We start from the raw sequence: 24,941 nt of genomic DNA, 5'->3' as shown, positions 1-24,941 counted from the left end.
CGTCAAGCCCGGCGCGAGCCACTTGCCTAAGGTCGAAAAACGGCGATTATGCCAGAAAATCAGACGGTTGACGATTAATTTTCATCATGCGTCGAGCGCGCCCGTGCCGGCCGGATCCTGCCGATAGTAGCGGGCGAGCAGCCGGTACAGCTCCGGAAATTCGGACTCGAACGCCTGCGGCCGCACGAACAGCGCCTCGCTGCACACCGCGAAGAATTCCGACGGGTGATCGGCCGCATACGGATCGATCAGCGAGTCGCGCTCGAAGCGCGCCCACGCGCGCTCCGGCACCGCATCGACGCGCGCGCAGAACTGGTCGTAGGCGTGCTCGAACACGTCGGCCCACGCCTGCGCATCGAGGTGCGGCGCGTGCCAGCGGCGAAACAGCGGCGGGTAGCCGTCGGCCGCGCCCGTCAGCATGTCGATCTTGTGCGCGAATTCGTGGATCACCACGTTGTACGCGTCGCGGCCGTCGGTCATCTGCGCGTCTTCCCACGACAGGATCACCGGGCCGCCTTCCCAGGCCTCGCCGCTCGCGTCCTGCTCGACCTCGTGCACCACGCCGTTCTCGTCCTCCACCGTCTTGCGGATCACGAATTCGCCCGGATACACGACGATGCCGACCCAGCCGTCGTACAGCGACAAGTCGAGATTCAGCACCGGCAGGCAGGCCTGCGCCGCGATCGCGACGATCATCCGGTCGGTCAGCTCGAGCCCGTGCGCGGTCGAAAACGACTTGCGCGCGATGAACAGGCTCGTCAGCTCGCGCAGCCGGCGCTGGTCGTCCGGCGCAAGCGCGCCGAGGAAGGGCAGGCGCGCGACCGTGTCGTCCCACAGCGCATCGGGGATCGGGTGGCTGCGCAGCGCGCGATCGCGGCGGCGGTCGTCGAACCAGCGGGTCAGTTTCGAGAGCATGGAGGCGGCGCGGGAAAATCCAAAGCCTGTCTTTTAACTCAATCGATCTCTTTTTGCCATGCCGCGAACAGGCCGCCGACGAGCGCGACGCCCGCGAGGTAATAGAAACCGTCGAGCGACGCGAGGAACGACGCCTGTTGCGCGACCATCCGCGCGATCGATGCGATCGCGAGCGCGTGCGCGTCGCTGAGCGCGTGGCCGGCGGCCGCGTAGCCGCGCGTGAGCGTGTCGACGCTCTGCTGGAACAGCGGGTCGAACACGTTCGCGCGCTCGACGAGCCGCGTCTGGTGCACGGCCAGCCGGTGCTGCTCGACGATGATCACCGACGACGTCGCGAACGAGATCGTCAACTGGCGCACGATGTTCTTCAGCCGGTAGCCGTGCGTGTACTCGTCGATCGCGAAGATCCGGAACGTCAGGTTCGCGACCGGCAGCACGATGAACAGCAGCAGCAATCCGCGCAGCAGCAGCGGGACGACCAGCGCGGCGTCGCCGACCTGCGGCGTCATCCGCGTCATCCACAGTGCGGCGACGATCGCGATCGCGAACCCCGGCACCACGAACCATTTCTTGTGCGTGACGCGCTTCGCATGCCGCAGGTACGCGAACAGCGCGGTGGCCGAGATCAGCGACATCGTGCCGACCAGCCGCCCGGCGTTCTCGACCGGATAGCCGAGCCCGCGTTCGAGCAGCCGGGAGGTCAGGTAGCTGAAGCCGGTCGACTCGTAGTAATAGAACATGTACAGCAGCAGCCCGACCTGGAAAGTGCGCTCGCGCAGCGCATGCAGCCGCACGAGCGGCGCCGGATGGTGCCACTGGTGATACGCGAACCATGCGAGCGCGCCGATGCCCGCGAACGTCAGCAGCATCAGCGTCGGCGAGCCGCTGTAGAGCTGGTAATGCACCTGCTGCAACACGATCTGCAATGCGCCTTGCGCCAGCGCGAACACGACGTAGGGCCAGAAATGCCCGGGGCCGCGCTCGTCGTCGAGCGTCCTGCCCGAGTCGGGCAGCGTGACGAACGCGAGCGCCGCGAACGCGATGCCGAACGGCGCCGTGCAGGCGAACAGCGCACGCCACGTCGAATGCGCGACGAGCAGCCCGCCGACGATCGGCGCAAGCGCGCTGCCCAGCAGGATCATGATCAGGAACGCGCGCGTGGCGGGCGCGCGCTCCTGCGGCTTGAAGCTGCCCTGGATCAGGATCCGGCACGCGCCCATCATCGGGCCGATGAAATAGCCCTGGAAGCCGCGGGCGAACGCGAGTTCGAGCGACGTGTCGGCGAGCGCGGCGGCGATGGCACCCAGCGAGAACATCAGCATGCTGCCCGCCACGTAGCGGCGATGCCCGAGCCGGTCGACCCACCATTGCTGCTGCAGAATGCCGAGCACGGCCGTCACCGCATACGCGCTCGACGACCACACGAGTTCGTCCGGCGACGCATTGATGCCGCCGGCGATGTAGCTCGCGAAGAACGAGAACGCCGCGTTGTCGAAGTAGTCGATGCCGGTGACGAGCGCGAGCGCCCACGGGAGCAGGTCCGCGCGCAGGTTCGCGCGGCTCCACAGCGGCGAGCGACCGGGCGCGACGTTCATTCGCGGTCCTTGCGCGCGCGTCGCGCGCCGGCTTCGGCGCGCCGCTGCGCCATCAGCGCATCGGGGTTTTCGCCGGCCAGGCGTCGTTCGATGTAGTCGAGGTCGTGCTGCAACTCCTTGCGCAGCGCGACGGCTTCCTTCAGCTCGCGCTGCACGGCCGCGATCCGCTGGTCGAGCGTGCCGATCTGCGCGGCGAGCCCGGTGCGAATGTCGCGCAACGAGGCGTCCGAATAGCGGCGCCGGCCATCGTCCGTCTGCTCCAGCGGGCGCTTCAACATCTCGGTGATGCCGTGCAGCGAGAAGCCGAGCGCGCGCAGCCGCAGGATGCGCGCGAAGCGTTCGAGCGCGGCTTCGTCGTACAGCCGGTAGCGGCCGCCGCTGCGCGACGGCGTGACGAGCCCGCGTTCCTCGTAGTACTTCAGCGTGCGCGGCGTGACGCCGAGGCGCGCTGCGGCGTCGCTGACGGTCAGCAGTGGCGTGGGGGCTTCGTTCGACATCGGATGTTCGGGCTTGAGTGGAGACGATGGTTCGTATTATAGATAAACCTGTACGTTCACGTATAGGTTGGCGCGAAAAAACGGCCGCCGTGCGAGATGCAGGGCGGCCGTTCGGCGCGGGGGCGGGCGGTCAGCCGCCGCGGCGCATCAGGTCGAAGAACTCGGAATTGCTCTTCGTCTGGCGGATCTTGTCGAGCAGGAATTCCATTGCCTCGACTTCGTCCATGTCGTGGATGAACTTGCGCAGCACCCAGATCTTTTGCAGGATTTCCGGCTTGATCAGCATTTCTTCGCGGCGCGTACCCGACTTGTTCAGGTTGATCGACGGATAGACGCGCTTTTCGGCGAGACGGCGCTCGAGGTGCACTTCCATGTTGCCGGTGCCCTTGAATTCTTCGTAGATCACGTCGTCCATGCGGCTGCCGGTTTCGATCAGCGCGGTGCCGATGATGGTCAGCGAGCCGCCTTCCTCGATGTTGCGCGCCGCGCCGAAGAAGCGCTTCGGACGCTGCAGCGCGTTCGCGTCGACACCGCCGGTGAGCACCTTGCCCGATGCCGGGATCACGGTGTTGTATGCGCGCGCGAGGCGCGTGATCGAGTCGAGCAGAATCACGACGTCGTGCTTCATTTCGACGAGGCGCTTGGCCTTCTCGATCACCATTTCGGCAACCTGAACGTGACGCGTGGCCGGTTCGTCGAACGTCGATGCGATCACTTCGCCGGCGACCGAGCGCTGCATTTCGGTCACTTCTTCCGGGCGTTCGTCGATCAGCAGCACGAACAGGATGACGTCGGGGTGGTTCTGCTTGATCGCGTGTGCGATGTGCTGGAGCATCACGGTCTTGCCCGACTTCGGCGATGCGACCAGCAGGCCGCGCTGGCCCTTGCCGATCGGCGCGATCATGTCGATGATGCGGCCCGTGACGTTCTCTTCGCCGCGCATTTCACGCTCGAGCGACAGCGGCTTGTTCGGGTGCAGCGGCGTGAGGTTCTCGAACATGATCTTGTGTTTCGAGGCCTCGGGCGGCTGCCCGTTGACTTTGTCGACCTTCACCAGCGCGAAGTAGCGCTCGCCGTCCTTCGGCGTGCGGACTTCACCTTCGATGGTGTCGCCGGTATGCAGGTTGAAGCGGCGGATCTGCGACGGGCTGATATAGATGTCGTCGGTGCTCGCGAGGTACGACATTTCCGGCGAACGCAGGAAGCCGAAGCCGTCGGGCAGCACTTCGAGCGTACCGTCGCCGAAGATCGTCTCTCCCGTCTTGGCGCGCTTTTTGAGAATGGCGAACATCAACTCCTGCTTGCGCAGGCGGTTCGCGTTTTCGATCTCCAGGCCATTGGCCATTTCGATCAGTTCGGACACGTGCAGAGACTTGAGCTCGGATAAATGCATACGGAGAACCCGCCAGGGAGGAGATGCGACGAAAAGAAATAAGGGAGGAGGGCGAGCGGAGGCGCTCTGAGACTTAATGCGTCTTGTAGACGTTTTTTGATTCTAGCATATGCCGATTCGCGCTTGAGCGGCCGATCGGCGGTGTGACGGCGGGCGTGTTGTCGGTTGACAACACGCCCGCGGACTTGCCGGTATTACAGGTGGCTGTCCAGGAATGCGGTGAGCTGCGACTTCGACAGCGCGCCGACCTTCTGCGCGGCGGCCGCGCCGTTCTTGAACAGGATCAGCGTCGGGATGCCGCGCACGCCGAACTTCGCGGGCGTTGCCTGGTTGTCGTCGACGTTGATCTTCGCGATCTGCAGCTTGTCGCCGTAATCCTTCGCGACTTCGTCGAGGATCGGGGCGATCATCTTGCACGGGCCGCACCATTCGGCCCAGAAGTCGACCAGCACGGGCTTGTCGGATTTGACGACGTCCTGTTCGAACGATGCGTCGCTGATGTGTTTGATCTGTTCGCTCATTGGGTCAATACCTCTTTCGGTTCGGGGACTGCCTGCTCGGCGCGTTGGGCGCTCCGGCCGCCTCGCGGCTGCCGGCCGCTGCGGCAGGTCACTCGGCTCTCCCGAAGGAAGGGCTTAAGCGCTGCATGGCGCGGCTCGCGGGTCGTTCGGGCGTCATATTAGCCTAAATTGCTATCTGCTGCGGGCAGCGATAGTAGCCGCTACGCGAGTAGGGGTACGACGCGCCGTTCGACCGTTGCTCAGCCAACGTGGAGGCCGGTTGGCGAATTGCAAGAGCAGTGCGGAGGCGGCCGCAATTCACGCCGTTCGCATGTGTGCCATTGCGCGTCCGAATGCACTGTCGCGAACAAACGGTCGCATTCGGCCGGAAGCGGTGATAGAATATGCCGTGACGGGCCTCCTCGCATGGTGGGGCGGTGAACCTGGTCAGGTCGGGAACGAAGCAGCCACAATCGTTTTCCGCCAGTGCCGAGGGTCGGGCTCGTCACCTTTCCTCTCGCCCCGTTCGTCGGGCGTTTTTGTTTCTGCGGCAATCTCCGTTTTTCTCCACGTGTTTCCCGTCGTCGGTACCGTTTGGCGTGTCGGCGCGACGCGGCGTTACTGATACAATTTCTCGATGACCTATCAAGTTCTCGCACGCAAGTGGCGTCCGAAGGATTTCGCTTCGCTCGTCGGCCAGGAGCACGTCGTCAGGGCGCTCACGCACGCGCTCGACGGCGGGCGTCTCCATCACGCCTATCTGTTTACCGGGACCCGCGGCGTCGGCAAGACGACGCTGTCGCGGATCTTCGCGAAGGCGCTCAACTGTGAAACCGGCGTCACGTCGCAGCCGTGCGGCGTATGCCGCGCGTGCCGCGAGATCGACGAAGGCCGCTTCGTCGACTACGTCGAGATGGACGCCGCGAGCAACCGCGGCGTCGACGAGATGGCCGCGCTGCTCGAGCGCGCGGTGTACGCGCCGGTCGATGCGCGCTTCAAGGTCTACATGATCGACGAAGTGCACATGCTGACGAATCACGCGTTCAACGCGATGCTCAAGACGCTCGAGGAGCCGCCGCCGCACGTCAAGTTCATTCTCGCGACGACCGATCCGCAGAAGATTCCCGTCACCGTGCTGTCGCGCTGCCTGCAGTTCAATCTGAAGCAGATGCCGGCCGGCCACATCGTGTCGCACCTCGAGCGGATTCTCGGCGAAGAGCAGATTTCGTTCGAGCAACAGGCGCTACGCCTGCTTGCGCGCGCGGCGCAGGGCAGCATGCGCGATGCGCTGTCGCTGACCGACCAGGCGATCGCGTATTCGGCGAACGAAGTGACCGAATCGGCGGTGTCGGGCATGCTCGGCGCGCTCGATCAGACCTACATGGTGCGTCTGCTCGATGCGCTCGCGGCCGGCGACGGCCCCGAAATCCTCGCGATCGCCGACGAGATGTCGCTGCGCAGCCTGTCCTTTTCGACGGCGCTGCAGGATCTCGCGAGCCTGCTGCATCGGATTGCATGGGCGCAGTTCGCGCCGGGCTCGGTGCTCGACGAATGGCCGGAGGCGGCCGACCTGCGCCGGTTCGCGCAGACGCTGAGCCCCGAGAAGGTTCAGCTGTTCTATCAGATCGCAACGGTCGGGCGCGCGGAGCTCGGCTTGGCGCCCGACGAATATGCGGGCTTCACGATGACGCTGCTGCGGATGCTCGCGTTCGAGCCGGCTGTCGGCTCGGGCAGCGCGCCCGGTGGTGAGCCCGCCGTGCCGCGTGGGGTGCCGGCGGCTGCGCCGCGCGCGGCTGCTGCTGCTGCCGCTGCGACGCCGCGTGCTGCGGTATCGGGCGGGGCAGGCGAAGCGGCACGTCCGCAGGCCGCCGCGCCGGTTGTGCCTGCGGCGCGTTCGGCGTCGGCTCAATCCACCGCGCCGGCCAAATCTTCGGCACCGAATCAATCTTCGGCGCCGAGCCAATCTTCGGGATCGAGCCAATCCACGGCATCGGACCAATCCACGGCATCGAACCGATCCGCGGCATCGGCACAATCCGCGGCACCGGCCCAATCCGTGACACCGGACCAATCCACGGCACCGGCACAATCGGCGGCACCGGCACAATCGGCGGCGCCGACCCAATCACAGGCGCCGGCCGAAACCCCGGCACCGGCCCAATCCGCCGACGCAGCCGCTACACCCGCCGCGAACCCTGCTGCTGCGCAAGCACCGGTAGTGGCGACGCCCGAAGCACCGGTCGCTGCTTCCGCTCAAGCCGCGTCGGCAGCGCGCGCCGCACCGGCAAACGATGCACGTCCGTCGGCGCCGTCAGAACCTGACGCGCCCGCTGTCGCATCGCGCAGCGCCGCCCCCGCACCGTCCACCGCGCCGGCCGAGCCTGCGCCGGCCGAGTCGGCGCCGCGTGCCTCCGCCCGCGGCGGCGCGGCCGCCGCGCTCGACGTGTTGCGCAACGCGGGCATGCGCGTGTCGTCCGAACGCTCGCGGCCCGGCGCCGCGCCGAAGGCAGCCGCCGCACAACCGGCGGCCGAAAAGCCCGCGCCGTCGCGTCCGGCCGTCGTGGTGCCCAGTCCACGTGCCGCCGCCCGCGCGCCGCAGCCTGCCGATGCGCGCCAGGCGCCGCCGCCGTGGGAAGACATTCCGCCCGACGAATACGTGCCGCTGAGCGCCGACGAGATGTTCGGCGCCGCGGCCGACGACGGCTTCGTGCCGGTATTCGACAGCGGCCCGGACGACCTGCGCATCGCGCCGAAGCCGGCGGAAGCGCGGCCGTCGGCGCCGGTCGACGCGCGCCCGCTGCCGCCCGCCATCGCGCTCGATGCGATCGGCTTCGACGGCGAATGGCCGGCGCTTGCCGCACGGCTGCCGCTGAAGGGCGTCGCGTATCAGCTCGCGTTCAACAGCGAGCTGACGGCCGTCGATGCGACCACGTTGAAGTTGTCGGTGCCGGTGCCGCAGTATGCGGACGCTGCCCAGGTCACGAAGCTGAAGGCCGCGCTCGCCGATGCGCTCGGCAAGCCCGTGGAGGTTCTGGTCGAGGTCGGTCCGGCACGGCGCACCGCGGCGGCGCTCGATGCGGCCGCGCGCGCGGCGCGCCAGCGCGAGGCCGAGCAGGAGATCCACGGCGATCCGTTCGTCCAGCAGCTGATGCGCGAGTTCGGCGCGCGTATCGTCGACGGCTCGGTGCGCCCGCTTGCGGATGCCGCGCCGGACGGCGCGTCGCCGACCTTGCATTGAACTGCATCGAACCGCATTGAACGATAAGCACCGCGACAGGCACAATCACGCCCGCACACATTGACCGGCACGCGCCGCGTGCCGGTTTTCACACGATCAAGAAGGAGTATTCCCATGTTGAAAGGCAACCTCGCCGGACTGATGAAGCAAGCGCAGCAAATGCAGGAAAACATGAAGAAGATGCAGGAGCAGCTTGCGCAGATCGAAGTCGAAGGGCAGTCGGGCGCCGGCCTCGTCAAGGTGACGATGACCTGCCGCAACGAAGTGCGTCGCGTCGCGATCGATCCGAGCCTGCTCGCGGACGACAAGGACATGCTCGAGGATCTGGTCGCCGCCGCGTTCAACGATGCGGTGCGCAAGGCCGAAGCGACGTCGCAGGAAAAGATGAGCGGCATGACGTCGGGCCTGCCGCTGCCCCCGGGCTTCAAGCTGCCGTTCTGAGCGCAGCGTCCATTCAGCCCGCTCAGCTCTCTGCCGCCGCATGAAACAGCCGTCCGCCCTGTCCTCGCTCGTCGAAGCGCTGCGCGCGCTGCCCGGCGTCGGGCCGAAGTCCGCGCAGCGCATCGCGTATCACCTGATGCAGCACGATCGGGAGGGCGCCGAGCGGCTCGGCCGGTCGCTGCTGTTCGCGACCGAGCACCTGCAGCACTGCGAGAAGTGCAACACGTTCACCGAGGCGCAGATCTGCGAGGTGTGCAGCGACGACGAGCGTGATCCGACGCTGCTGTGCGTCGTCGAGACGCCTGCCGACCAGATCATGCTCGAGCAGACGATGACGTACCGCGGGCTGTACTTCGTACTGATGGGGCGACTGAGCCCGCTCGACGGGATCGGCCCGAAAGAAATCCACTTCGACCGCCTCGTGCGGCGCGCGTCCGACGGCGTCGTCAAGGAGGTCGTGCTCGCGACCAACTTCACGAACGAAGGCGAAGCGACCGCCCATTACCTCGGCCAGACGCTGAAGGCGCGCGGGCTCGCGGTCACGCGCCTCGCACGCGGCGTGCCGGTGGGCGGCGAGCTCGAATACGTCGACGCGGGCACCATCGCCCGCGCGATGCTCGACCGCCGCACGATGTAGGCCGGACGCCGCCGCCCGGCGGCGTCGTTCCTCATGCCAGGGAGACACATGAGCACCACCCAGGGCCCGCTCGCGGGCGTCAAAGTGCTCGAATTCGGGACGCTGATCGCGGGGCCGTTCGCGTCGCGCCTCTTTGCCGAATTCGGCGCTGAAGTCATCAAGATCGAGGATCCGAACGGCGGCGATCCGCTGCGCAAGTGGCGCAAGCTGTACCCGGAACAGGGCGGCACGTCGCTGTGGTGGTCGGTCCAGGCGCGCAACAAGAAATCGGTCACGCTGAACCTGAAATCCGAAGCCGGCAACGCGATCGCGCGGCAGCTCGCGCGCGAGGCCGACATCGTGATCGAGAACTTCCGCCCCGGCCTGCTCGAGAAGCTGGGCCTCGGCTACGACGTGCTGTCGGCCGAGAACCGCGGCCTCGTGATGGTGCGCCTGTCCGGCTACGGGCAGACCGGCCCGTACCGCGACCGGCCCGGCTTCGGCGCGATCGCCGAGTCGATGGGCGGCTTGCGCCACATCACCGGCTATCCGGACATGCCGCCGCCGCGCATCGGTATCTCGATCGGCGACTCGATCGCGGCGCTGCACGGCGTGATCGGCGCAATGATGGCGCTTCACCATCGCAACGTGAACGGCGGCGCGGGGCAGGTCGTCGACGTCGCGCTGTACGAAGCGGTGTTCAACATGATGGAAAGCGTGGTGCCCGAGTACGGCGTATACGGCATGGTGCGCGAGCGCACCGGCGCGTCGCTGCCCGGCATCGTGCCGTCGAACACCTATGCGTGCCGCGACGGCAGCATCGTGATCGGCGGCAACAGCGATCCGATCTTCAAGCGGCTGATGAAGGCGATCGGGCGCGACGACCTCGCCGACGATCCCTCGCTCGCCAGCAACGACGGGCGCGTGCCGCGCACGCAGGAAATCGACGATGCGATCGCCGCGTGGCTCGCGCCGCGCACGATCGACGACGCGCTCGCCGTGCTCAATGCGGCGGACGTGCCGGCCGGGCGCATCTACAGCGCGGCCGACATGTTCACCGATCCGCAGTTCATCGCGCGGCAGATGATCCAGCGCTTCAAGCTGCCCGACGGCACCGAGATTCCGCTGCCGAACGTCACGCCGAAGCTGTCGGACACGCCGGGCGAGACGCGCTGGCTCGGTCCCGAACTGGGCGAGCATACGGACGAGGTGCTGCGCGGTCTCGGCTACGACGCGCAGGCGATCGCCGCGCTGCGCGAGGCGGGCGCGATCTGAGCGGCGCGTGAGCGTGGTTCGGGCCTCGGCCGCGCCGCTTGCGGACCGCGTGCGTTCGCAGCGCGCGGCCCGACCGGGAACGGTGACGGGAGTCCGCCGAGCGATGCACGAAACGTCCGGCGGATCGGCATTTTCCCGAGTGCGGCGAACGCCGCCGCGCGATGCGGCGGCGCACCGTAACGGCGCTGCCCGCGCCGGGCCGGTCGGCGCCGGACTGTCGCTCTCGCGCCATCTTTCCTCGGTTACAATCGCCGGATGCGAATCCTACTCAGCAACGACGACGGCTATCTCGCCCCCGGTCTCGCCGCGCTCAGCGACGCGCTGCAGCCGCTGGCCGACGTCACGGTCATCGCGCCCGAGCAGAATTGCAGCGGCGCATCGAATTCCCTGACGCTGTCGCGGCCGCTGTCGGTGCAGCGCGCAGCCAATACGGGTTTCTTCTACGTGAACGGCACGCCGACCGACTCAGTGCACGTCGCGTTGACCGGGATGGCCGACGCGCGGCCCGACCTCGTCGTCTCGGGGATCAACAACGGCCAGAACATGGGCGAAGACACGCTCTACTCGGGGACGGTCGCGGCCGCGACCGAAGGCATCATGTTCGGCGTGCCGGCCATCGCGTTCTCGCTGGCCGACAAGGGCTGGGCGCATCTGGCGGACGCGGCGCGCGTCGCCGCCGAAATCGTCGCGCACTATCTCGCGCACCCGCTGCCCGGGCAGCCGCTGCTGAACGTCAATATTCCGAACCTGCCGTACGACGCGCTGAAGGGCTGGCAGGTCACGCGCCTCGGCAAGCGCCACCCGTCGCAGCCTGTTATTCGCCAGACCGATCCGCGCGGCGAACCGGTCTACTGGATCGGCGCGGCCGGTGCGGCGCTCGACGCCAGCGAGGGCACCGATTTCCACGCGATTGCAAACGGTTTCGTATCGATCACGCCGCTGCAACTCGACCTCACGCACACCCAAATGCTGCCCGCGACGCGCGACTGGGCGCGCGCGGCAGGGCGGGCTTCATGAGCGGCGAGCGCGCGAAGCGGTTTCCGCTCGCGCTCGAAGATCTCAAGCGAGCGCCACGCAAATCCGACGGTCGGGCCGGCGAACGCCATGCGGCAATCGCGGCGCCGAAGGCCGCCGACAAGCCGGCCGCCGTGCCGAAGCCGGTCGCGCTGAAGCCCGGCGTCGCGCGCATGCCGCCCGGCACGGCCGCCGCGAAGCCGGCCACCGCGCTGAAGCCGACCGTGCCGAAGCCCGCGATGCCCAAGCCGATCGCCGCGAACGCCGCACCGGCCGGCGCGTTCGCGCTCACGTCGGAACGCGTGCGCGAGCGCATGGTCGAACGCCTGCGCGCGAACGGCGTGACCGATCCGCGCGTGCTGGACGCGATGGCGGCGGTGCCGCGCCATCTGTTCGTGGACGCGGGCCTCGCGACGCAGGCCTACGAAGATTCCGCGTTGCCGATCGGCCATCAGCAAACCATTTCCAAGCCGTCGGTGGTCGCGCGCATGATCGAGCTCGCGATGGCCGGCCGCACGCTCGAGCGCGTCCTCGAGATCGGCACCGGTTGCGGCTATCAGGCCGCCGTGCTGAGCCACGTGGCGCGCGACGTGTATTCGATTGAACGCATCAAGCCGCTCTACGAGCGCGCCAAGCTGAACCTGCGGCCGCTGCGCGTGCCGAACATCCGTCTGCACTACGGCGACGGGCGGGTCGGGCTGCCATCCGCGGCGCCGTTCGACGCGATCGTGATCGCGGCGGCCGGGCTCGACGTGCCGCAGGCGCTGCTCGAGCAGCTCGCGATCGGCGGCCGGCTCGTCGCGCCGGTCGGCGCGCAGAGCGGGCAGCCCCAGGTGCTCACGCTGATCGAGCGCGTCGCGCACGCGCAGTGGCGGGAGTCGCGGCTTGATCGCGTTTTCTTTGTCCCTTTAAAATCCGGAGTGATTTGAAACCGATGAGTATGTTGCGCGTGATGCAAAACAACCGAACCAGGGAACCGCTCACGTTCGCGCAGCGCGCGATCTGTGTGGCCGCGTTCTCCACGCTGCTGGCCGCCTGTGCGACGCGGCTCGACAACGCGCCCGTCGTCGACCGCTCCGGTTCGCTCGGCACGACCGCCGCCACGCAGCCGGCGGTGCCGCTCGGTCCGCCGCCGCCCGGCTTCTATCGCGTGAAACCCGGCGATACGCTGTACCGGATTGCGCTCGAGAACGGGCAGAACTATCGCGACATCGCCGCGTGGAACAACCTCGCGAACCCGAACCAGATCGAAGTCGACCAGTTGCTGCGCGTCGCCCCGCCAGGCGGCGCAGCGACGGCCGGCGCGCCGGTCGCCGCACCGATCGGCGGCGCGGCCGTGACGACCGCGCCGCTGAGCAGCGGCCCGGCGACGCCGGCAGCCGGTTCGTCGTCGGCGAGCACGCCGCCGTCGGCCCCGGCAGCCAGCGATGGCGCGGCAGCGCCGAGCGGTCCCGTCACGTTTGCGTGGCCGGTGCGCGGCCCGGTGCTGAACGGTTTCGACGACGCGAAGAACAAGGGCGTCAATATCGGCGGCACCGCGGGCGAGGCGGTGAAGGCGGCGGCCGACGGCCGCGTCGTCTACTCGGGCAATGGCCTGCGCGGCTACGGCAACCTCATTATCATCAAGCACGACGCGACTTACCTCACGGCGTATGCACACAATCGCGCTTTGATGGTAAAAGAGGGGGACGCGGTGACGAAGGGGCAGAAGATCGCCGAGATGGGTAACAGCGATGCCGACCGCGTGATGCTGCATTTCGAGGTTCGCCGGCAGGGTAAGCCTGTCGATCCGCTGAAGTATTTGCCGCCTCAATAACCGAGACGACCATGCCGAAATCGAAGCGCCACGAGCCGCAAGCCGAGTCTGAGAAGATCAGTCGTGCCACGCAAGCATCGGTGAAGCGAGCTGGCGCTTCGACGGACGACGAAGAAGACGTCGCGGAAACCGAAACCGGTCTCGACACGCGCGAGGTCGAAGCCGACGGCGACGACGAACGCGAAGGCCGCGCGGAAGCCGCCCCCGACGTCGACGATTTCCGCGCATTGCTGCAGGCCGAACTCACGGCCGACACGATCCAGCACTATCTGAACCGTATCAGCGTCAAGCCGCTGCTGACCGTCGAGGAGGAGCAGCGCTATTCGCGTCTCGCGAAAGCGGGCGAATTCGACGCGCGGCAGGTGATGATCGAGCGCAACCTGCGTCTCGTCGTCAGCATCGCAAAGGGCTATCTGAACCGCGGCGTGCCGCTGCTCGACCTGATCGAGGAGGGCAATCTCGGTCTGATGCACGCGATCGAGAAATTCGACCCGACGCGCGGCTTTCGCTTCTCGACCTACGCGACATGGTGGATTCGCCAGAGCATCGAGCGAGCGATCATGAATCAGGCGCGTACCGTGCGCCTGCCTGTGCACGTGATCCGCGAGCTGAACCAGGTGCTGCGCGCGAAGCGCCACCTCGAAAAGAACTCGATGTCGACGGGCGACGCGGCCGAACGCCGCGAAGCCAGCATCGACGACATCGCCTACCTCACCGGCAAGACCGCCGAGGAAGTCACCGACATTCTCGCGCTGAACGAGCACACCGCGTCGCTCGACGCGCCGCTCGATCTCGATCCCGCGAGCAGCCTGCTCGATCTGCTGCCGGACGACCAGAGCCAGTCGCCCGATGCCGAAGTGCAGCACCGCGAGCTCGAGACGCTCACGCGCGCGTGGCTGTCGCGGCTGTCCGACAAGCACCGGCACGTGATCGAACGCCGCTTCGGGCTGAATCACATCGAACCGGCCACGCTCGAGGAACTGGCCGACGAGATGGGGCTCACGCGCGAGCGCGTGCGGCAGATCCAGCAGGAAGCGCTGGTGCGCCTGAAGCGGTTCTTTGCCTCCAACGGCGTGCGCAAGGACGCCGTTCTGTAATCGATGACTCCGATTCTCGTTTTTGACATCGAGACCATTCCCGATGTCGACGGCATTCGCCGTCTGGAAGACCTGCCCGCGACGCTCGACGATGCGGCGGTGGCCGAGCATGCGTTCGCCGCCCGCCGTGAGAAGACCGGCAGCGATTTCTTGCCGCATCACTTGCAGCGCATCGCGGCGATCTCCTGCGTGTTCCGCGACAACAACGGCTTTCGCGTGCGCTCGCTCGGCACGCCGCAGGACAACGAAGCCGCGCTGGTCCAGTCGTTCTACCGCGTGATCGAGAAATACACGCCGCAACTCGTGTCGTGGAACGGCGGCGGCTTCGATCTGCCGGTGTTGCACTACCGTGCGCTCGTGCACGGCATCCCGGCGACCCGCTATTGGGATCTCGGCGAGGACGACCGAGAGTTCAAGTGGAACAACTACATCTCGCGCTATCACTCGCGGCACACCGATCTGATGGATGTGCTCGCGATGTACCAGGCGCGCGCCAATGCGCCGCTCGACGCGCTGGCGAAGCTGTGCGGCTTTCCGGGCAAGCTCGGAATGGACGGCAGCCAGGTGTGGCCGGCATTTCGGGATGGCCGGATCGACGAGATCCGCAACTACTGCGAAACCGACGTCGTCAACACGTATCTGCTGTACTGCCGCTTCCAGCTGATGCGCGGCGGGCTCACGCCGAACGAATACGCGGATGAAATCCTGCTCGTGAAGAACGCGCTCGCGCAGGAACCCGCGGCGCACTGGGCCGAATACCTGGCCGGCTTCGACGCCTGAGCACGGGCCGCCGACCGCGCGGCCGCACCGCGTTTGCCCTCAATCGAGTTCGAGCACGACCGGCTGATGATCCGACGCGCGCACGTCGCCGTCGATCTCGCAGCGCGTGATGCGCGGCAGCAGCGTCTCGGTCACGAACACGAAATCGCACGCGAGCGGCCCGTCCGACCATTGCACCGTGTCGTAGACGCCGGCCGTCGGCGGCGGCGTGCGGCCGGGATGGCGCGCGACCCACGCGTCGACGAACGACGGCGCATCGGCGATTGGCTCCAGCATGCGCCGGTACGCGTCGCTGTCGAACGCGCTGTTGAAGTCGCCGCAGACGATCGCGTCGCGCGGCTGCGCCGTCGCGCTGAACGGTCCCGTCGCGTTTTCGGCCGGCGCCGGGTGGTCGGCGTGCGCGCAGGCCTCGCGGTGGCGGGCGCGTAACGCATCGACCTGCGCGAGCCGCTGGCGCGCCGAATAGAACTCGAGGTGCGTCGTCACCACGCGCACGGGGGCCGACGGCGTCAGCAATTCGACCTCGAGCGCGACGCGCGGCATCGACGGCGCACCGGCGTCTGCCGGCCACGGCAGCAATTGCCGCAACACGCGGCCGACCGGCAGGCGCGTCGCGATTGCGTTGCCGAATTGCCGGCGCGGCGCGCCGGGCTCGAGCGCGGGCAGGTCGGCGCCGATCGCATCGACGATCGTATAGCCGGGCAGCAGCGCGGCGAGCTCCGCGAACTGGTCCGGTCCGGGCCCGCCGGGCAGTGCGCCGAAGCCACGCGTGACCTCCTGCAGACACAGCACGTCAAAGTCGCCGAGCCGGCGAGCGGCCGCGACGATGCGCGGCAGATCGACGACGCCGTCGGCATCGCGTCCCCATTGAATGTTCCAGTCGATCAATCGCATGGTCGAGCTCCGAGTTCGATGGCGGCCGGCAGCGCCCGCGCCGCCCGCGGGCCGGGTCGTGTCCGTTGCGCCGGCGCCCGCGCCCGCGCCCGCGCGACGAAAGCGGGCGACGCGGGCTTTCGTCGTCTACAATCTCGCCTTCTTCAACGTTTTGTCAGGAAAAGCTGGTGTCCGAAGCCGTCCCCACTTCTACGCGCAAATCGAAAAATGCGCCCGTCCCGCCCGGGCCTGCCCCGGTGCTCGAGATCGAATCGCTCGACATGGAAGCGCGCGGTGTCGGCCGCACGGCGACCGAGGATGGCACGCCCGGCAAGGTGATCTTCGTCGAAGGCGCGCTGCCCGGCGAGCGCGTGACCTATTCGAGCTATCGCCGCAAGCCGAGCTACGAGCAGGCGACCGTCGTCGACATTCTGCGCCCGAGCGTGATGCGCACGAAGCCGAAATGCGAATTTTTCGGCACCTGCGGCGGCTGTTCGATGCAGCACCTCGACATGCGCGCGCAGGTGGCGATCAAGCAGCGCGTGCTCGAGGACAACCTGTGGCATCTGTCGAAGCTGCGCGCCGAGGCGATGTACGCGCCGATCCACGGCCCGTCGTGGGGCTATCGCTACCGCGCGCGCCTGACCGTGCGCAACGTCGCGAAGAAGGGCGGCGTCCTGGTGGGCTTCCACGAAAAGAAGAGCAGCTACGTTGCCGACATGACGAGCTGCGAAGTGCTGCCGCCGCACGTGTCGGCGATGCTGGTGCCGCTGCGCCGGCTGGTCGAGGGCCTGTCGATCCGCGATCGGATGCCGCAGATCGAGCTGGCGGTCGGCTCGCAGGTGACCGCGCTGGTGTTGCGCGTCCTGGAGCCGATCAATGCCGACGACGAAGCGCTGCTGCGCGCGTTCGCGGACGAGCACAACGTGCAGTTCTGGCTGCAGCCGAAGGGCCCCGACACGGTCGCGCCGTTCTATCCGCTCGACGTGGCGCTCGACTACACGCTGCCGGAGTTCGGCATCCGCATGCCGTTCAAGCCGACCGACTTCACGCAGGTCAACCATCAGATCAATCGCGTGCTGGTCGGGCGTGCGCTGCGTCTGCTCGCGCCGTCGCGCGACGATCGCGTGCTCGACCTGTTCTGCGGGATCGGCAACTTCACGCTGCCGCTGGCGCGCCTGGCGCGCGAGGTGATGGGCATCGAGGGCAGCGAAACGCTGACGACGCGCGCGCTCGCGAATGCGCGCGAGAACGGCGTCGACGGCCATACGACGTTCGCGTGCCGGAACCTGTTCGAAGTGACGGGCGACGATCTGCGCGCGCTCGGCGCGTTCGACAAGTTCCTGATCGACCCGCCGCGCGAAGGCGCGCTCGCGGTGTCCAAGGCGCTCGCCGAGATCGCGCAGAGCGGTGAAGGCCCGCTGCCGAAGCGGATCGTCTACGTGTCGTGCAACCCGTCGACGCTCGCGCGCGACGCCGGGCTGCTCGTCCACGAGGCCGGTTATCGGCTCAAGGGCGCCGGCGTGGTGAACATGTTCCCGAATACGTCGCACGTCGAATCGATCGCGCTGTTCGAGCGCGCTTGAGCCGCGGTCGCGGACGAAAAAAAACCGGCCTGCGGGCCGGTTTTTTTATGGGTGAGCCGAACGTCAGTTGCGGTTGCCGCCGAAGATGCCGAGCAGCGCGAGCAGGTTCGTGAACACGTTGTACAGGTCGAGGTAGATCGCGAGCGTGGCCGAGATGTAGTTCGTCTCGCCGCCGTTGACGACGCGCTGGACGTCGAACAGCATGTACGCGGAGAAGATCGCGATCGCGAGGACCGACACGGTCAGCATCAGCGCCGGCAATTGCAGGAAGATGTTCGCGACCGACGCCAGCAGGATCACGATGACGCCCATGAACAGCCATTTGCCGAGCCCGGAGAAGTCGCGCTTGCTGACCGTTGCGACCGTCGCCATCGCGGCGAAGATGATGCCGGTGCCGCCGAACGCCAGCATGATCAGCGACGGGCCGTTCGAAAAGCCGAGGATGAAGCTGAGCAGGCGCGACAGCATCAGCCCCATGAAGAACGTGAAGCCGAGCAGCACGAATACGCCGGCGGCGCTGTTCTTGGTGCGCTCGATCGCGAACATGAAGCCGAACGCGATCGCGAAGAACGCGAGCAGGCTCATCATCGGGCTGGTGGCGGCGAACAGCGAGAAGCCCGTCGCGACGCCGACCCACGCGCCGAGGACGGTCGGGATCATCGACAGCGCGAGCAGCCAGTACGTGTTCCGCAGCACGCGGTTGCGAACCTCCGCGGTGCTGACGGTGCCGCCGCGGCCGAAATTGTACGGATAGTCGTTCATGGTTTCTCCTAACATTGAACGCACGGGCGTTCGGGGCCGGTTCGGCGCGCGCGGTGTGCGGCGCAGCAAACCGGAGCAGCTATGGCTAAGATACGTTCCGCGCCGCTTGGTTTCAATGGCCGGGCAGCGCAAAAACACAGGGATTCCGAACCTTTCGCCGGTGTAAGGGTTCAATCGCAATGATACACGGGATCGTGCTACAATAGCGGATTCATTTGAACCTGTAACTTCTTAATTTTTTGGAGTTTTTATGGCAATCGAGCGCACCCTGTCGATCATCAAGCCGGATGCGGTGGCAAAGAACGTGATCGGCCAGATCTACAGCCGTTTCGAAGGCGCCGGCCTGAAGATCGTCGCATCGCGCATGGCGCACCTGTCGCGTGCCGACGCAGAGAAGTTCTACGCAGTTCACGCAGCACGTCCGTTCTTCAAGGACCTCGTCGACTTCATGATCTCGGGCCCGGTGATGATCCAGGTTCTGGAAGGCGAAGGCGCGATCCTGAAGAACCGCGACCTGATGGGCGCGACGGATCCGAAGAAGGCGGAAAAGGGCACGATCCGCGCCGACTTCGCCGACAGCATCGACGCGAACGCCGTGCACGGCTCGGACGCTGCTGAAACGGCAGCGGTCGAAATCGCGTTCTTCTTCCCGGAAATGAACGTCTACTCGCGTTAAGCGCTGGCTGGCAACGGTCAGGCAGGATTCGGCGCACGCGGCAAGGCAGCACATCATGACGAGCGAAACTTCCGTCAATCTTCTCGACTTCGATGCCGAGGGTCTTGTCGCGTACTGCGGCAGCCTCGGCGAGAAGCCGTTCCGCGCCAAGCAGTTGCAGCGCTGGATCCATCAGTACAACGCCGGCGATTTCGACGGCATGACCGACCTCGCGAAGTCCCTGAGAGAAAAGCTCAAGGGCCGCGCGACGATCGGCATGCCCGAGATCGCCAGCGATCACGTTTCCGCCGACGGCACGCGCAAGTGGCTGATCGACGTCGGGAACGGCAACGCGGTCGAAACCGTGTTCATCCCGGAAGAGACGCGCGGCACGCTGTGCGTGTCGTCGCAGGCCGGGTGTGCGGTCAATTGCCGCTTCTGCTCGACGGGCAAGCAGGGCTTCTCGCGCAACCTGTCGACGGCCGAAATCATCGGCCAGCTGCGGATGGCCGAATTTGCGCTGCGTGCGTCGCTGGGCCGCGCGCCCGGACCGAACGGCAAGGCGGAACGGGTCGTCACGAACGTCGTGATGATGGGCATGGGCGAACCGCTGTTGAACTACAACGCGGTCGTGCCCGCGATGCGGCTGATGCTCGACGACAACGCCTATGGGCTGTCGCGCCGCCGCGTCACGTTGTCGACGTCCGGCGTGGTGCCGATGATGGACCGCCTCGGTGCCGAATTGCCGGTCGCGCTCGCCGTGTCGCTGCACGCGCCGAACGACGCGCTGCGCGACGAGCTGGTGCCGCTCAACAAGAAGCATCCGCTGCGCGAACTGATGGCGGCGTGCCAGCGCTATCTGAAAGTCGCGCCGCGCGATTTCATCACTTTCGAATACTGCATGCTCGACGGTGTCAACGACACCGAAGCGCATGCGCGCGAATTGCTGGCCGTCACGCGTGACGTGCCGTGCAAATTCAATCTGATCCCGTTCAATCCGTTCCCGGAATCGGGCCTCATCCGCTCGAAGCCGGAGCAGATCAAGCGTTTTGCGCAGGTTCTGATCGACGCGGGTGTCGTCACGACCGTGCGCAAGACGCGCGGCGACGACATCGACGCCGCGTGCGGGCAGTTGGCCGGCGCCGTGAAGGATCGCACGCGCCTCGCCGAACGGACGGGCACAGCAGCAAAGATCATCGAAGTTCGGGCGGTTTGACGGGGCCGCGCAAATGCGGATGCCCGAACTTTTTGGCGGTACAACACGCGAATAGCGATCGGTCGCGGCGCCTTGGCGCCGCGCATGGTATGGACGGTAGCGGGTGCCGGCCGGCAGGGGCCGGCGGCGCCCCAGTGAAGAAGAATCGACGCGAGGACAAGGATGAGTGAGCCGCAGCCGACAAACGGCGCAGAGACGAATGCCGCGAAGCCGGCACCGGCGGGGCTGGAAACGCTGGCGGCCGTGGGCAGCCGGCTGGCGCAGCTACGGGAGGCGAAGGGCTGGACGGTCGACGACGTGTCGGCGCGGCTCAAGGTCGCTCCGCAGAAGCTGCGCGCGCTCGAGGCGGGCGACATCAGTCATCTGCCCGGCGTGACGTTCGCGCTCGGGGTCGTGCGCAGCTACGCGAAGATGCTCGGCGTCGATCCGGAGCCGTTCGCGCAGGCGCTGCGCCGCGAGCGCGGCGTGCCGGAAGTCGACCTGTCGATGCCCGCGTCGAGCGGCACGGATCTGCCGCGTGGCCGCGTGTCGATCCCGCTCGGCAGCTCGTCCGGTCATCATCCGTGGCTGTGGGGCACCGCGATCGTCGTCGTGGCGGTGATCGCCGTGCTCATGTGGCACACTGGCGGCGATTCGGCGAGTTGGCTCGCCCGCTTCAAGGGCGCCGCCGCCGAGCATGCGCCGGCGGCGAGTGCAGTGGCGGCATCGGCCGCATCGGCCGCGGAAGAGCCCGCGGCGGGCAGTGCGTCGACGGCAGCAGGCAACGAGGTTGTGGCTGCTTCGGCCGTAGTCGCGCAGGCGTCGGCGTCGGCGCCGGTCGCGGCGTCCGTGGCTGCCCCGGCGGCTGCGGCCCCAGCATCGCCCGCATCGCAGCCGGCCGCCGCGAGCGCGGCAAGCACGGCAAATGCGGCCGAGCCAGCGAGCGTCGCGGTTGCCGCGGGCCAGTCGGTGGTCGAGCTGAAGGTCAAGCAGGACTGCTGGTTCAGCGTGCGCGACAAGAACGGCAAGGAGCTGTTCTCGGCGCTGGTGCGGGCCGGCGAGACGAAGCAGGTCGCAGGCGACGGCCCGTTCAAGGTCACGATCGGCAACAAGGCCGGTCTCGATGCGGTCGCGTTCGACGGAAAACCCGTCGATCCGGCAAAATATTCGGCAGCGCGGGGTAACGTGGCGCGGTTCACGTTGCCCTGACGCCAAGCGCCGTGACGAAGGCCCGTGCTGCACGGGCCGCGAGGGCACGGCGCTTTTTCAATTCATGCGCCGTCGCGGCGCATTCCGCGTAAATGGATCTATCGATGCAATCCGAAGCTCAATCCCCACGCAGCAGTCAGATTTGTTCAACCGAGCCGGTGTTCGGCGGCCACCAGCCGCGTCGCGTGTCGCATGCGGTGGATGTTCGTTGGGGCGGGCAGCTCGTGACGATCGGCGGCAATGCGCCGGTGCGCGTGCAGTCGATGACGAATACCGACACGGCCGATGCGATCGGCACCGCCATCCAGATCAAGGATCTCGCGAACGCCGGTTCCGAACTGGTGCGCATCACGGTGAACACGCCTGAGGCGGCCGCCGCGGTGCCGGCCATCCGCGAGCAGCTCGACCGCATGGGCGTGACGGTGCCGCTCGTCGGCGACTTCCACTACAACGGCCATCTGCTGCTGCGCGACTATCCGGGCTGCGCGGAGGCGCTGTCAAAGTACCGGATCAACCCGGGCAACGTCGGCCAGGGCGCGAAGCGCGACACGCAGTTCGCGCAGATGATCGAAGCCGCGGCGAAGTACGACAAGCCGGTGCGGATCGGCGTGAACTGGGGCAGCCTCGATCAGGACCTGCTCGCGCGGATGATGGACGAGAACGCCGCGCGTTCGCAGCCGTGGGACGCGCAGAGCGTGATGTACGAGGCGCTGATCCAGTCGGCGATCGGCTCGGCCGAGCGCGCTGTCGAGCTGGGCCTCGGCCGCGACCGCATCGTGCTGTCGTGCAAGGTCAGCGGCGTGCAGGACCTGATCGCCGTGTACCGCGAACTCGGCCGCCGTTGCGGCTTCGCGCTGCACTTGGGCCTGACCGAGGCCGGCATGGGCTCGAAGGGCATCGTCGCGTCGACTGCGGCGCTGGGCGTGCTGCTGCAGGAAGGCATCGGCGACACGATCCGCATCTCGCTGACGCCGGAGCCGGGCGCACCGCGCACGGGCGAGGTGATCGTCGGCCAGGAAATCCTGCAGACGATGGGCCTGCGCTCGTTCGCGCCGATGGTGATCGCCTGCCCGGGTTGCGGCCGCACGACGAGCACGCTGTTCCAGGAGCTCGCGATGCAGATCCAGACCTACCTGCGCGAGCAGATGCCGGTGTGGCGCAAGGAGTATCCGGGGGTCGAGAAGATGAACGTCGCGGTGATGGGCTGCATCGTCAACGGCCCGGGCGAGTCGAAGCACGCGAACATCGGCATCAGCCTGCCGGGCTCGGGCGAGAACCCGGCCGCACCCGTCTTCATCGACGGCGAGAAGGTCAAGACGCTGCGCGGCGAGCGGATCGCCGAGGAATTCCAGCAGATCGTCAGCGACTACGTCGCACGCAATTACGGCCGCAGCGCGGCCTGAACCATTCGTCCATACACACGAACGATGACTGAACAGAAACGCAAGATCGAGAAGCTCGCGGGCGTCAAGGGCATGAACGACATCCTTCCGCAGGATGCCGGCCTGTGGGAGTTCTTCGAAGCTACCGTGAAATCGCTGCTGCGCGCGTACGGCTATCAGAACATCCGCACGCCGATCGTCGAACACACGCAGCTGTTCACGCGCGGCATCGGCGAAGTCACGGACATCGTCGAGAAGGAGATGTACAGCTTCACCGACGCGCTCAACGGCGAAAACCTGACGATGCGCCCGGAGAACACTGCGGCCGTCGTGCGCGCGGCGATCGAGCACAACATGCTGTACGACGGCCCGAAGCGCCTGTGGTACATCGGCCCGATGTTCCGTCACGAGCGTCCGCAGCGCGGCCGTTATCGCCAGTTCCACCAGGTCGGCGTCGAGGCGCTCGGCTTCGCGGGCCCGGACGCGGACGCCGAGATCATCATGATGTGCCAGCGCCTGTGGGACGACCTCGGGTTGACGGGCATCAAACTCGAGATCAATTCGCTCGGCCTGGCCGAAGAGCGCGCCGCGCACCGCGTCGAGCTGATCAAGTACCTCGAGCAGCACGTCGACGTGCTGGACGAGGATGCGAAGCGCCGTCTGTACACGAACCCGCTGCGCGTGCTCGACACGAAGAATCCGGCGCTGCAGGAAATCGCCCAGAACGCGCCGAAGCTGATCGACTTCCTCGGCGACGAATCGCGCGCGCACTTCGAGGGGCTGCAGCGCCTGCTGCTCGCGAACAACATTCCGTTCAAGATCAATCCGCGGCTGGTGCGCGGCCTCGACTACTACAATCTGACCGTGTTCGAATGGGTGACCCACAAGCTCGGCGCGCAAGGCACGGTCGCGGCGGGCGGCCGCTACGATCCGCTGATCGAGCAGCTGGGCGGCAAGCCGACCGCCGCATGCGGCTGGGCGATGGGCATCGAGCGCATTCTCGAGCTGCTGAAGGAAGAGGACCTCGCGCCCGAGCAGGAAGGCGTCGACGTGTACGTCGTGCACCAGGGCGAGGCGGCGCGCGAACAGGCGTTCATCGCGGCCGAGCGTCTGCGCGACACGGGCCTCGACGTGATCTTCCACTGCAGCGCCGACGGCGCGCCGGCGAGCTTCAAGTCGCAGATGAAGCGGGCCGACGCGAGCGGCGCCGCGTTCGCGGTGATCTTCGGCGAAGAAGAGGTGGCGAACGGCACGGCGGGCGTGAAAGCGCTGCGCGGCGCCGGCCAGGAAGGGGAAAAGAACGTTCAGCAGACCGTACCGGTCGAAGGCTTGACCGAATTCCTAATCAATGCGATGGTTGCATCCGCCGAAGACGGCGACGACTGATCGCGCTGGCATTCGCTCGACAAGAAAAGCCCGAAAAGGAAGGAATCGCTCGCCGATGAGTTATCACGACGAACAAGAATCGATTGAAAGTCTGAAAGCGTGGTGGGCCCGCTGGGGCAATCTCACGACGTGGATCGTGCTCGCGGCGCTGGTCGTCGCGGCCGGTTTCAACGGCTGGAATTACTGGCAGCGCCGCCAGGCCGCCGAGGCGTCCGGCCTGTACGAGCAGGTGCAGAAGGCCGCTGCGGCGAACGACAAGGCCACGATGGCCCGCGCGGCCGCCGACATGGAAGACAAGTTCGGCAGCACGGCCTATGCACAAATGACCGCGCTCGCGGCTGCGAAGACGCTGTACGCGAGCGGCGATGCGGCCGGCGCGAAGGCGCAGCTGCAATGGGCCGCCGATCACGCCAAGGACGACGAGTACAAGCAGATCGCGAAGCTGCGGCTTGCGTCGCTGCTGCTCGACGAGAAGGCGTACGACGCGGGTCTCGCGCTGCTGTCGGGCACCCCGGTCGATGCATTCAAGGGCCTCGTGGCCGATCGCCGCGGCGATCTGCTGGCCGCGCAAGGCAAGACCGACGATGCGCGCGCCGCGTACAAGCTCGCGCTCGACGGCCTGTCGAAGGACGACCAGTCGGCGCGCCAGCTCGTGCAGTTCAAGCTGGACGCGCTCGGCGGCTGATGTCGGCCCCCTCAACCTCTTAACTCTGCTT

23 protein-coding genes and 1 other RNA gene are annotated in these 24,941 nt (G+C 67.1%); 17 read left to right on the top strand and 7 right to left on the bottom strand.

Translation table 11 applies throughout. The features are described 5' to 3' along the window. Nucleotides 1-84: 84 nt before the first annotated feature. From C3Y15_RS01680 to trxA, 5 genes are all read right to left on the bottom strand, one after another. Entirely contained in the window at nucleotides 85-915 is an 831-nt protein-coding gene (locus C3Y15_RS01680) for a M90 family metallopeptidase (protein ID WP_011884984.1), read from the bottom strand. A gap of 38 nt (nucleotides 916-953) precedes the next feature. Continuing rightward, nucleotides 954-2,510: an MFS transporter gene (locus C3Y15_RS01675; RefSeq protein WP_059460797.1), complete on the bottom strand. Its 1,557-nt coding sequence runs from the start codon at nucleotides 2,508-2,510 to the stop codon at nucleotides 954-956. Then, nucleotides 2,507-3,007 carry a MerR family transcriptional regulator gene (locus C3Y15_RS01670; RefSeq protein ID WP_014723110.1) on the bottom strand — a complete coding sequence of 167 codons (501 nt, stop codon included), beginning with the start codon at nucleotides 3,005-3,007 and terminating at the stop codon, nucleotides 2,507-2,509. The genes C3Y15_RS01675 and C3Y15_RS01670 overlap by 4 nt, the downstream gene beginning before the upstream one ends. A gap of 130 nt (nucleotides 3,008-3,137) precedes the next feature. Next, complete coding sequence (gene rho, locus C3Y15_RS01665; RefSeq protein WP_006478662.1) at nucleotides 3,138-4,400, bottom strand: transcription termination factor Rho; 1,263 nt, start codon at nucleotides 4,398-4,400, stop codon at nucleotides 3,138-3,140. A 194-nt stretch (nucleotides 4,401-4,594) separates the two neighbouring features. Next, nucleotides 4,595-4,921 (bottom strand): thioredoxin TrxA, encoded by a 327-nt coding sequence (gene trxA, locus C3Y15_RS01660; protein ID WP_006402348.1) that lies wholly within the window; start codon nucleotides 4,919-4,921, stop codon nucleotides 4,595-4,597. A gap of 390 nt (nucleotides 4,922-5,311) precedes the next feature. Here trxA and ffs point away from each other — a divergent pair. The 10 genes from ffs (at nucleotide 5,312) to C3Y15_RS01610 (ending at nucleotide 15,177) form a co-directional block, all read left to right on the top strand. Then, nucleotides 5,312-5,410, top strand: an RNA gene (gene ffs / locus C3Y15_RS01655) — signal recognition particle sRNA small type. Between the two features lie 127 nt (nucleotides 5,411-5,537). Beyond that, complete coding sequence (locus C3Y15_RS01650; protein WP_059460796.1) at nucleotides 5,538-8,138, top strand: DNA polymerase III subunit gamma/tau; 2,601 nt, start codon at nucleotides 5,538-5,540, stop codon at nucleotides 8,136-8,138. 114 nt (nucleotides 8,139-8,252) lie between these two features. Then, nucleotides 8,253-8,579, top strand: a complete 327-nt coding sequence (locus C3Y15_RS01645; protein WP_006755698.1) for a YbaB/EbfC family nucleoid-associated protein — start codon at nucleotides 8,253-8,255, stop codon at nucleotides 8,577-8,579. Between the two features lie 40 nt (nucleotides 8,580-8,619). Next, nucleotides 8,620-9,216 (top strand): recombination mediator RecR, encoded by a 597-nt coding sequence (gene recR, locus C3Y15_RS01640; RefSeq protein ID WP_011884980.1) that lies wholly within the window; start codon nucleotides 8,620-8,622, stop codon nucleotides 9,214-9,216. Between the two features lie 48 nt (nucleotides 9,217-9,264). Next, complete coding sequence (locus tag C3Y15_RS01635; protein WP_011884979.1) at nucleotides 9,265-10,470, top strand: CaiB/BaiF CoA-transferase family protein; 1,206 nt, start codon at nucleotides 9,265-9,267, stop codon at nucleotides 10,468-10,470. Nucleotides 10,471-10,725: 255 nt separating this feature from the next. Next, complete coding sequence (gene surE / locus C3Y15_RS01630; RefSeq protein ID WP_011884978.1) at nucleotides 10,726-11,487, top strand: 5'/3'-nucleotidase SurE; 762 nt, start codon at nucleotides 10,726-10,728, stop codon at nucleotides 11,485-11,487. Next, nucleotides 11,484-12,413: a protein-L-isoaspartate(D-aspartate) O-methyltransferase gene (locus C3Y15_RS01625; protein ID WP_011884977.1), complete on the top strand. Its 930-nt coding sequence runs from the start codon at nucleotides 11,484-11,486 to the stop codon at nucleotides 12,411-12,413. Before surE ends, C3Y15_RS01625 begins: the two co-directional genes overlap by 4 nt. A 5-nt stretch (nucleotides 12,414-12,418) precedes the next feature. Continuing rightward, nucleotides 12,419-13,300: a peptidoglycan DD-metalloendopeptidase family protein gene (locus tag C3Y15_RS01620; protein WP_059460795.1), complete on the top strand. Its 882-nt coding sequence runs from the start codon at nucleotides 12,419-12,421 to the stop codon at nucleotides 13,298-13,300. 11 nt (nucleotides 13,301-13,311) lie between these two features. Beyond that, nucleotides 13,312-14,397 carry an RNA polymerase sigma factor RpoS gene (gene rpoS / locus C3Y15_RS01615; RefSeq protein ID WP_014723105.1) on the top strand — a complete coding sequence of 362 codons (1,086 nt, stop codon included), beginning with the start codon at nucleotides 13,312-13,314 and terminating at the stop codon, nucleotides 14,395-14,397. A gap of 3 nt (nucleotides 14,398-14,400) precedes the next feature. Next, nucleotides 14,401-15,177, top strand: coding sequence for a 3'-5' exonuclease (locus C3Y15_RS01610; RefSeq protein WP_011884974.1), 777 nt, complete (start codon nucleotides 14,401-14,403; stop codon nucleotides 15,175-15,177). 39 nt (nucleotides 15,178-15,216) lie between these two features. Here the strand turns inward: C3Y15_RS01610 and C3Y15_RS01605 are convergent, their stop codons facing one another. Next, complete coding sequence (locus tag C3Y15_RS01605) at nucleotides 15,217-16,071, bottom strand: endonuclease/exonuclease/phosphatase family protein (RefSeq protein WP_045579056.1); 855 nt, start codon at nucleotides 16,069-16,071, stop codon at nucleotides 15,217-15,219. 260 nt (nucleotides 16,072-16,331) lie between these two features. Here C3Y15_RS01605 and rlmD point away from each other — a divergent pair, with 260 nt between their 5' ends. Beyond that, nucleotides 16,332-17,636, top strand: coding sequence for a 23S rRNA (uracil(1939)-C(5))-methyltransferase RlmD (gene rlmD / locus C3Y15_RS01600; RefSeq protein ID WP_034195427.1), 1,305 nt, complete (start codon nucleotides 16,332-16,334; stop codon nucleotides 17,634-17,636). A gap of 63 nt (nucleotides 17,637-17,699) precedes the next feature. Here rlmD and C3Y15_RS01595 read toward each other — a convergent pair whose 3' ends face one another. Next, nucleotides 17,700-18,398, bottom strand: a complete 699-nt coding sequence (locus C3Y15_RS01595) for a Bax inhibitor-1/YccA family protein (protein ID WP_011884971.1) — start codon at nucleotides 18,396-18,398, stop codon at nucleotides 17,700-17,702. 250 nt (nucleotides 18,399-18,648) lie between these two features. Between C3Y15_RS01595 and ndk the strand changes: the two genes are divergently transcribed. From ndk to C3Y15_RS01565, 6 genes are all read left to right on the top strand, one after another. Next, a complete protein-coding gene (ndk, locus tag C3Y15_RS01590) occupies nucleotides 18,649-19,074 on the top strand; it encodes a nucleoside-diphosphate kinase (protein ID WP_006478674.1) in 426 nt (141 codons plus the stop codon). Between the two features lie 55 nt (nucleotides 19,075-19,129). Then, nucleotides 19,130-20,269, top strand: coding sequence for a 23S rRNA (adenine(2503)-C(2))-methyltransferase RlmN (rlmN, locus tag C3Y15_RS01585; RefSeq protein WP_011884970.1), 1,140 nt, complete (start codon nucleotides 19,130-19,132; stop codon nucleotides 20,267-20,269). A 162-nt stretch (nucleotides 20,270-20,431) separates the two neighbouring features. Then, nucleotides 20,432-21,457, top strand: a complete 1,026-nt coding sequence (locus tag C3Y15_RS01580) for a helix-turn-helix domain-containing protein (protein WP_014723102.1) — start codon at nucleotides 20,432-20,434, stop codon at nucleotides 21,455-21,457. Nucleotides 21,458-21,561: 104 nt separating this feature from the next. Beyond that, complete coding sequence (gene ispG / locus C3Y15_RS01575) at nucleotides 21,562-22,860, top strand: flavodoxin-dependent (E)-4-hydroxy-3-methylbut-2-enyl-diphosphate synthase (protein ID WP_034195407.1); 1,299 nt, start codon at nucleotides 21,562-21,564, stop codon at nucleotides 22,858-22,860. 24 nt (nucleotides 22,861-22,884) lie between these two features. Beyond that, the gene (gene hisS, locus C3Y15_RS01570) at nucleotides 22,885-24,225 is read left to right on the top strand and encodes a histidine--tRNA ligase (protein ID WP_059460794.1); all 1,341 of its coding nucleotides are present in this window, start codon (nucleotides 22,885-22,887) and stop codon (nucleotides 24,223-24,225) included. Between the two features lie 55 nt (nucleotides 24,226-24,280). Continuing rightward, on the top strand, nucleotides 24,281-24,910 hold the full coding sequence (locus C3Y15_RS01565) for a tetratricopeptide repeat protein (protein ID WP_011884966.1): 630 nt from the start codon (nucleotides 24,281-24,283) through the stop codon (nucleotides 24,908-24,910). Nucleotides 24,911-24,941 lie beyond the last annotated feature (31 nt).

The organism is Burkholderia sp. B10 (genome assembly GCF_004368385.1).
Classification (GTDB): domain Bacteria; phylum Pseudomonadota; class Gammaproteobacteria; order Burkholderiales; family Burkholderiaceae; genus Burkholderia; species Burkholderia vietnamiensis.
Note: the sequence above shows the minus strand (reverse complement) of the source record. Positions and strands in the feature narration are given on the sequence as shown.

Coding starts and splice junctions, on each gene's coding strand:
- C3Y15_RS01610 (WP_011884974.1), top strand. CDS start 14,401: ATGACTCCGATTCTCGTTTTTGACATCGAGACCATTCCCGATGTCGAC.
- rlmD (WP_034195427.1), top strand. CDS start 16,332: ATGGAAGCGCGCGGTGTCGGCCGCACGGCGACCGAGGATGGCACGCCC.
- rho (WP_006478662.1), bottom strand. CDS start 4,400: ATGCATTTATCCGAGCTCAAGTCTCTGCACGTGTCCGAACTGATCGAA.
- C3Y15_RS01580 (WP_014723102.1), top strand. CDS start 20,432: ATGAGTGAGCCGCAGCCGACAAACGGCGCAGAGACGAATGCCGCGAAG.
- C3Y15_RS01650 (WP_059460796.1), top strand. CDS start 5,538: ATGACCTATCAAGTTCTCGCACGCAAGTGGCGTCCGAAGGATTTCGCT.
- rlmN (WP_011884970.1), top strand. CDS start 19,130: ATGACGAGCGAAACTTCCGTCAATCTTCTCGACTTCGATGCCGAGGGT.
- C3Y15_RS01675 (WP_059460797.1), bottom strand. CDS start 2,510: ATGAACGTCGCGCCCGGTCGCTCGCCGCTGTGGAGCCGCGCGAACCTG.
- ndk (WP_006478674.1), top strand. CDS start 18,649: ATGGCAATCGAGCGCACCCTGTCGATCATCAAGCCGGATGCGGTGGCA.
- C3Y15_RS01605 (WP_045579056.1), bottom strand. CDS start 16,071: ATGCGATTGATCGACTGGAACATTCAATGGGGACGCGATGCCGACGGC.
- C3Y15_RS01595 (WP_011884971.1), bottom strand. CDS start 18,398: ATGAACGACTATCCGTACAATTTCGGCCGCGGCGGCACCGTCAGCACC.
- rpoS (WP_014723105.1), top strand. CDS start 13,312: ATGCCGAAATCGAAGCGCCACGAGCCGCAAGCCGAGTCTGAGAAGATC.
- C3Y15_RS01645 (WP_006755698.1), top strand. CDS start 8,253: ATGTTGAAAGGCAACCTCGCCGGACTGATGAAGCAAGCGCAGCAAATG.
- C3Y15_RS01565 (WP_011884966.1), top strand. CDS start 24,281: ATGAGTTATCACGACGAACAAGAATCGATTGAAAGTCTGAAAGCGTGG.
- recR (WP_011884980.1), top strand. CDS start 8,620: ATGAAACAGCCGTCCGCCCTGTCCTCGCTCGTCGAAGCGCTGCGCGCG.
- trxA (WP_006402348.1), bottom strand. CDS start 4,921: ATGAGCGAACAGATCAAACACATCAGCGACGCATCGTTCGAACAGGAC.
- C3Y15_RS01620 (WP_059460795.1), top strand. CDS start 12,419: ATGAGTATGTTGCGCGTGATGCAAAACAACCGAACCAGGGAACCGCTC.
- C3Y15_RS01680 (WP_011884984.1), bottom strand. CDS start 915: ATGCTCTCGAAACTGACCCGCTGGTTCGACGACCGCCGCCGCGATCGC.
- surE (WP_011884978.1), top strand. CDS start 10,726: ATGCGAATCCTACTCAGCAACGACGACGGCTATCTCGCCCCCGGTCTC.
- hisS (WP_059460794.1), top strand. CDS start 22,885: ATGACTGAACAGAAACGCAAGATCGAGAAGCTCGCGGGCGTCAAGGGC.
- C3Y15_RS01635 (WP_011884979.1), top strand. CDS start 9,265: ATGAGCACCACCCAGGGCCCGCTCGCGGGCGTCAAAGTGCTCGAATTC.
- C3Y15_RS01625 (WP_011884977.1), top strand. CDS start 11,484: ATGAGCGGCGAGCGCGCGAAGCGGTTTCCGCTCGCGCTCGAAGATCTC.
- ispG (WP_034195407.1), top strand. CDS start 21,562: ATGCAATCCGAAGCTCAATCCCCACGCAGCAGTCAGATTTGTTCAACC.
- C3Y15_RS01670 (WP_014723110.1), bottom strand. CDS start 3,007: ATGTCGAACGAAGCCCCCACGCCACTGCTGACCGTCAGCGACGCCGCA.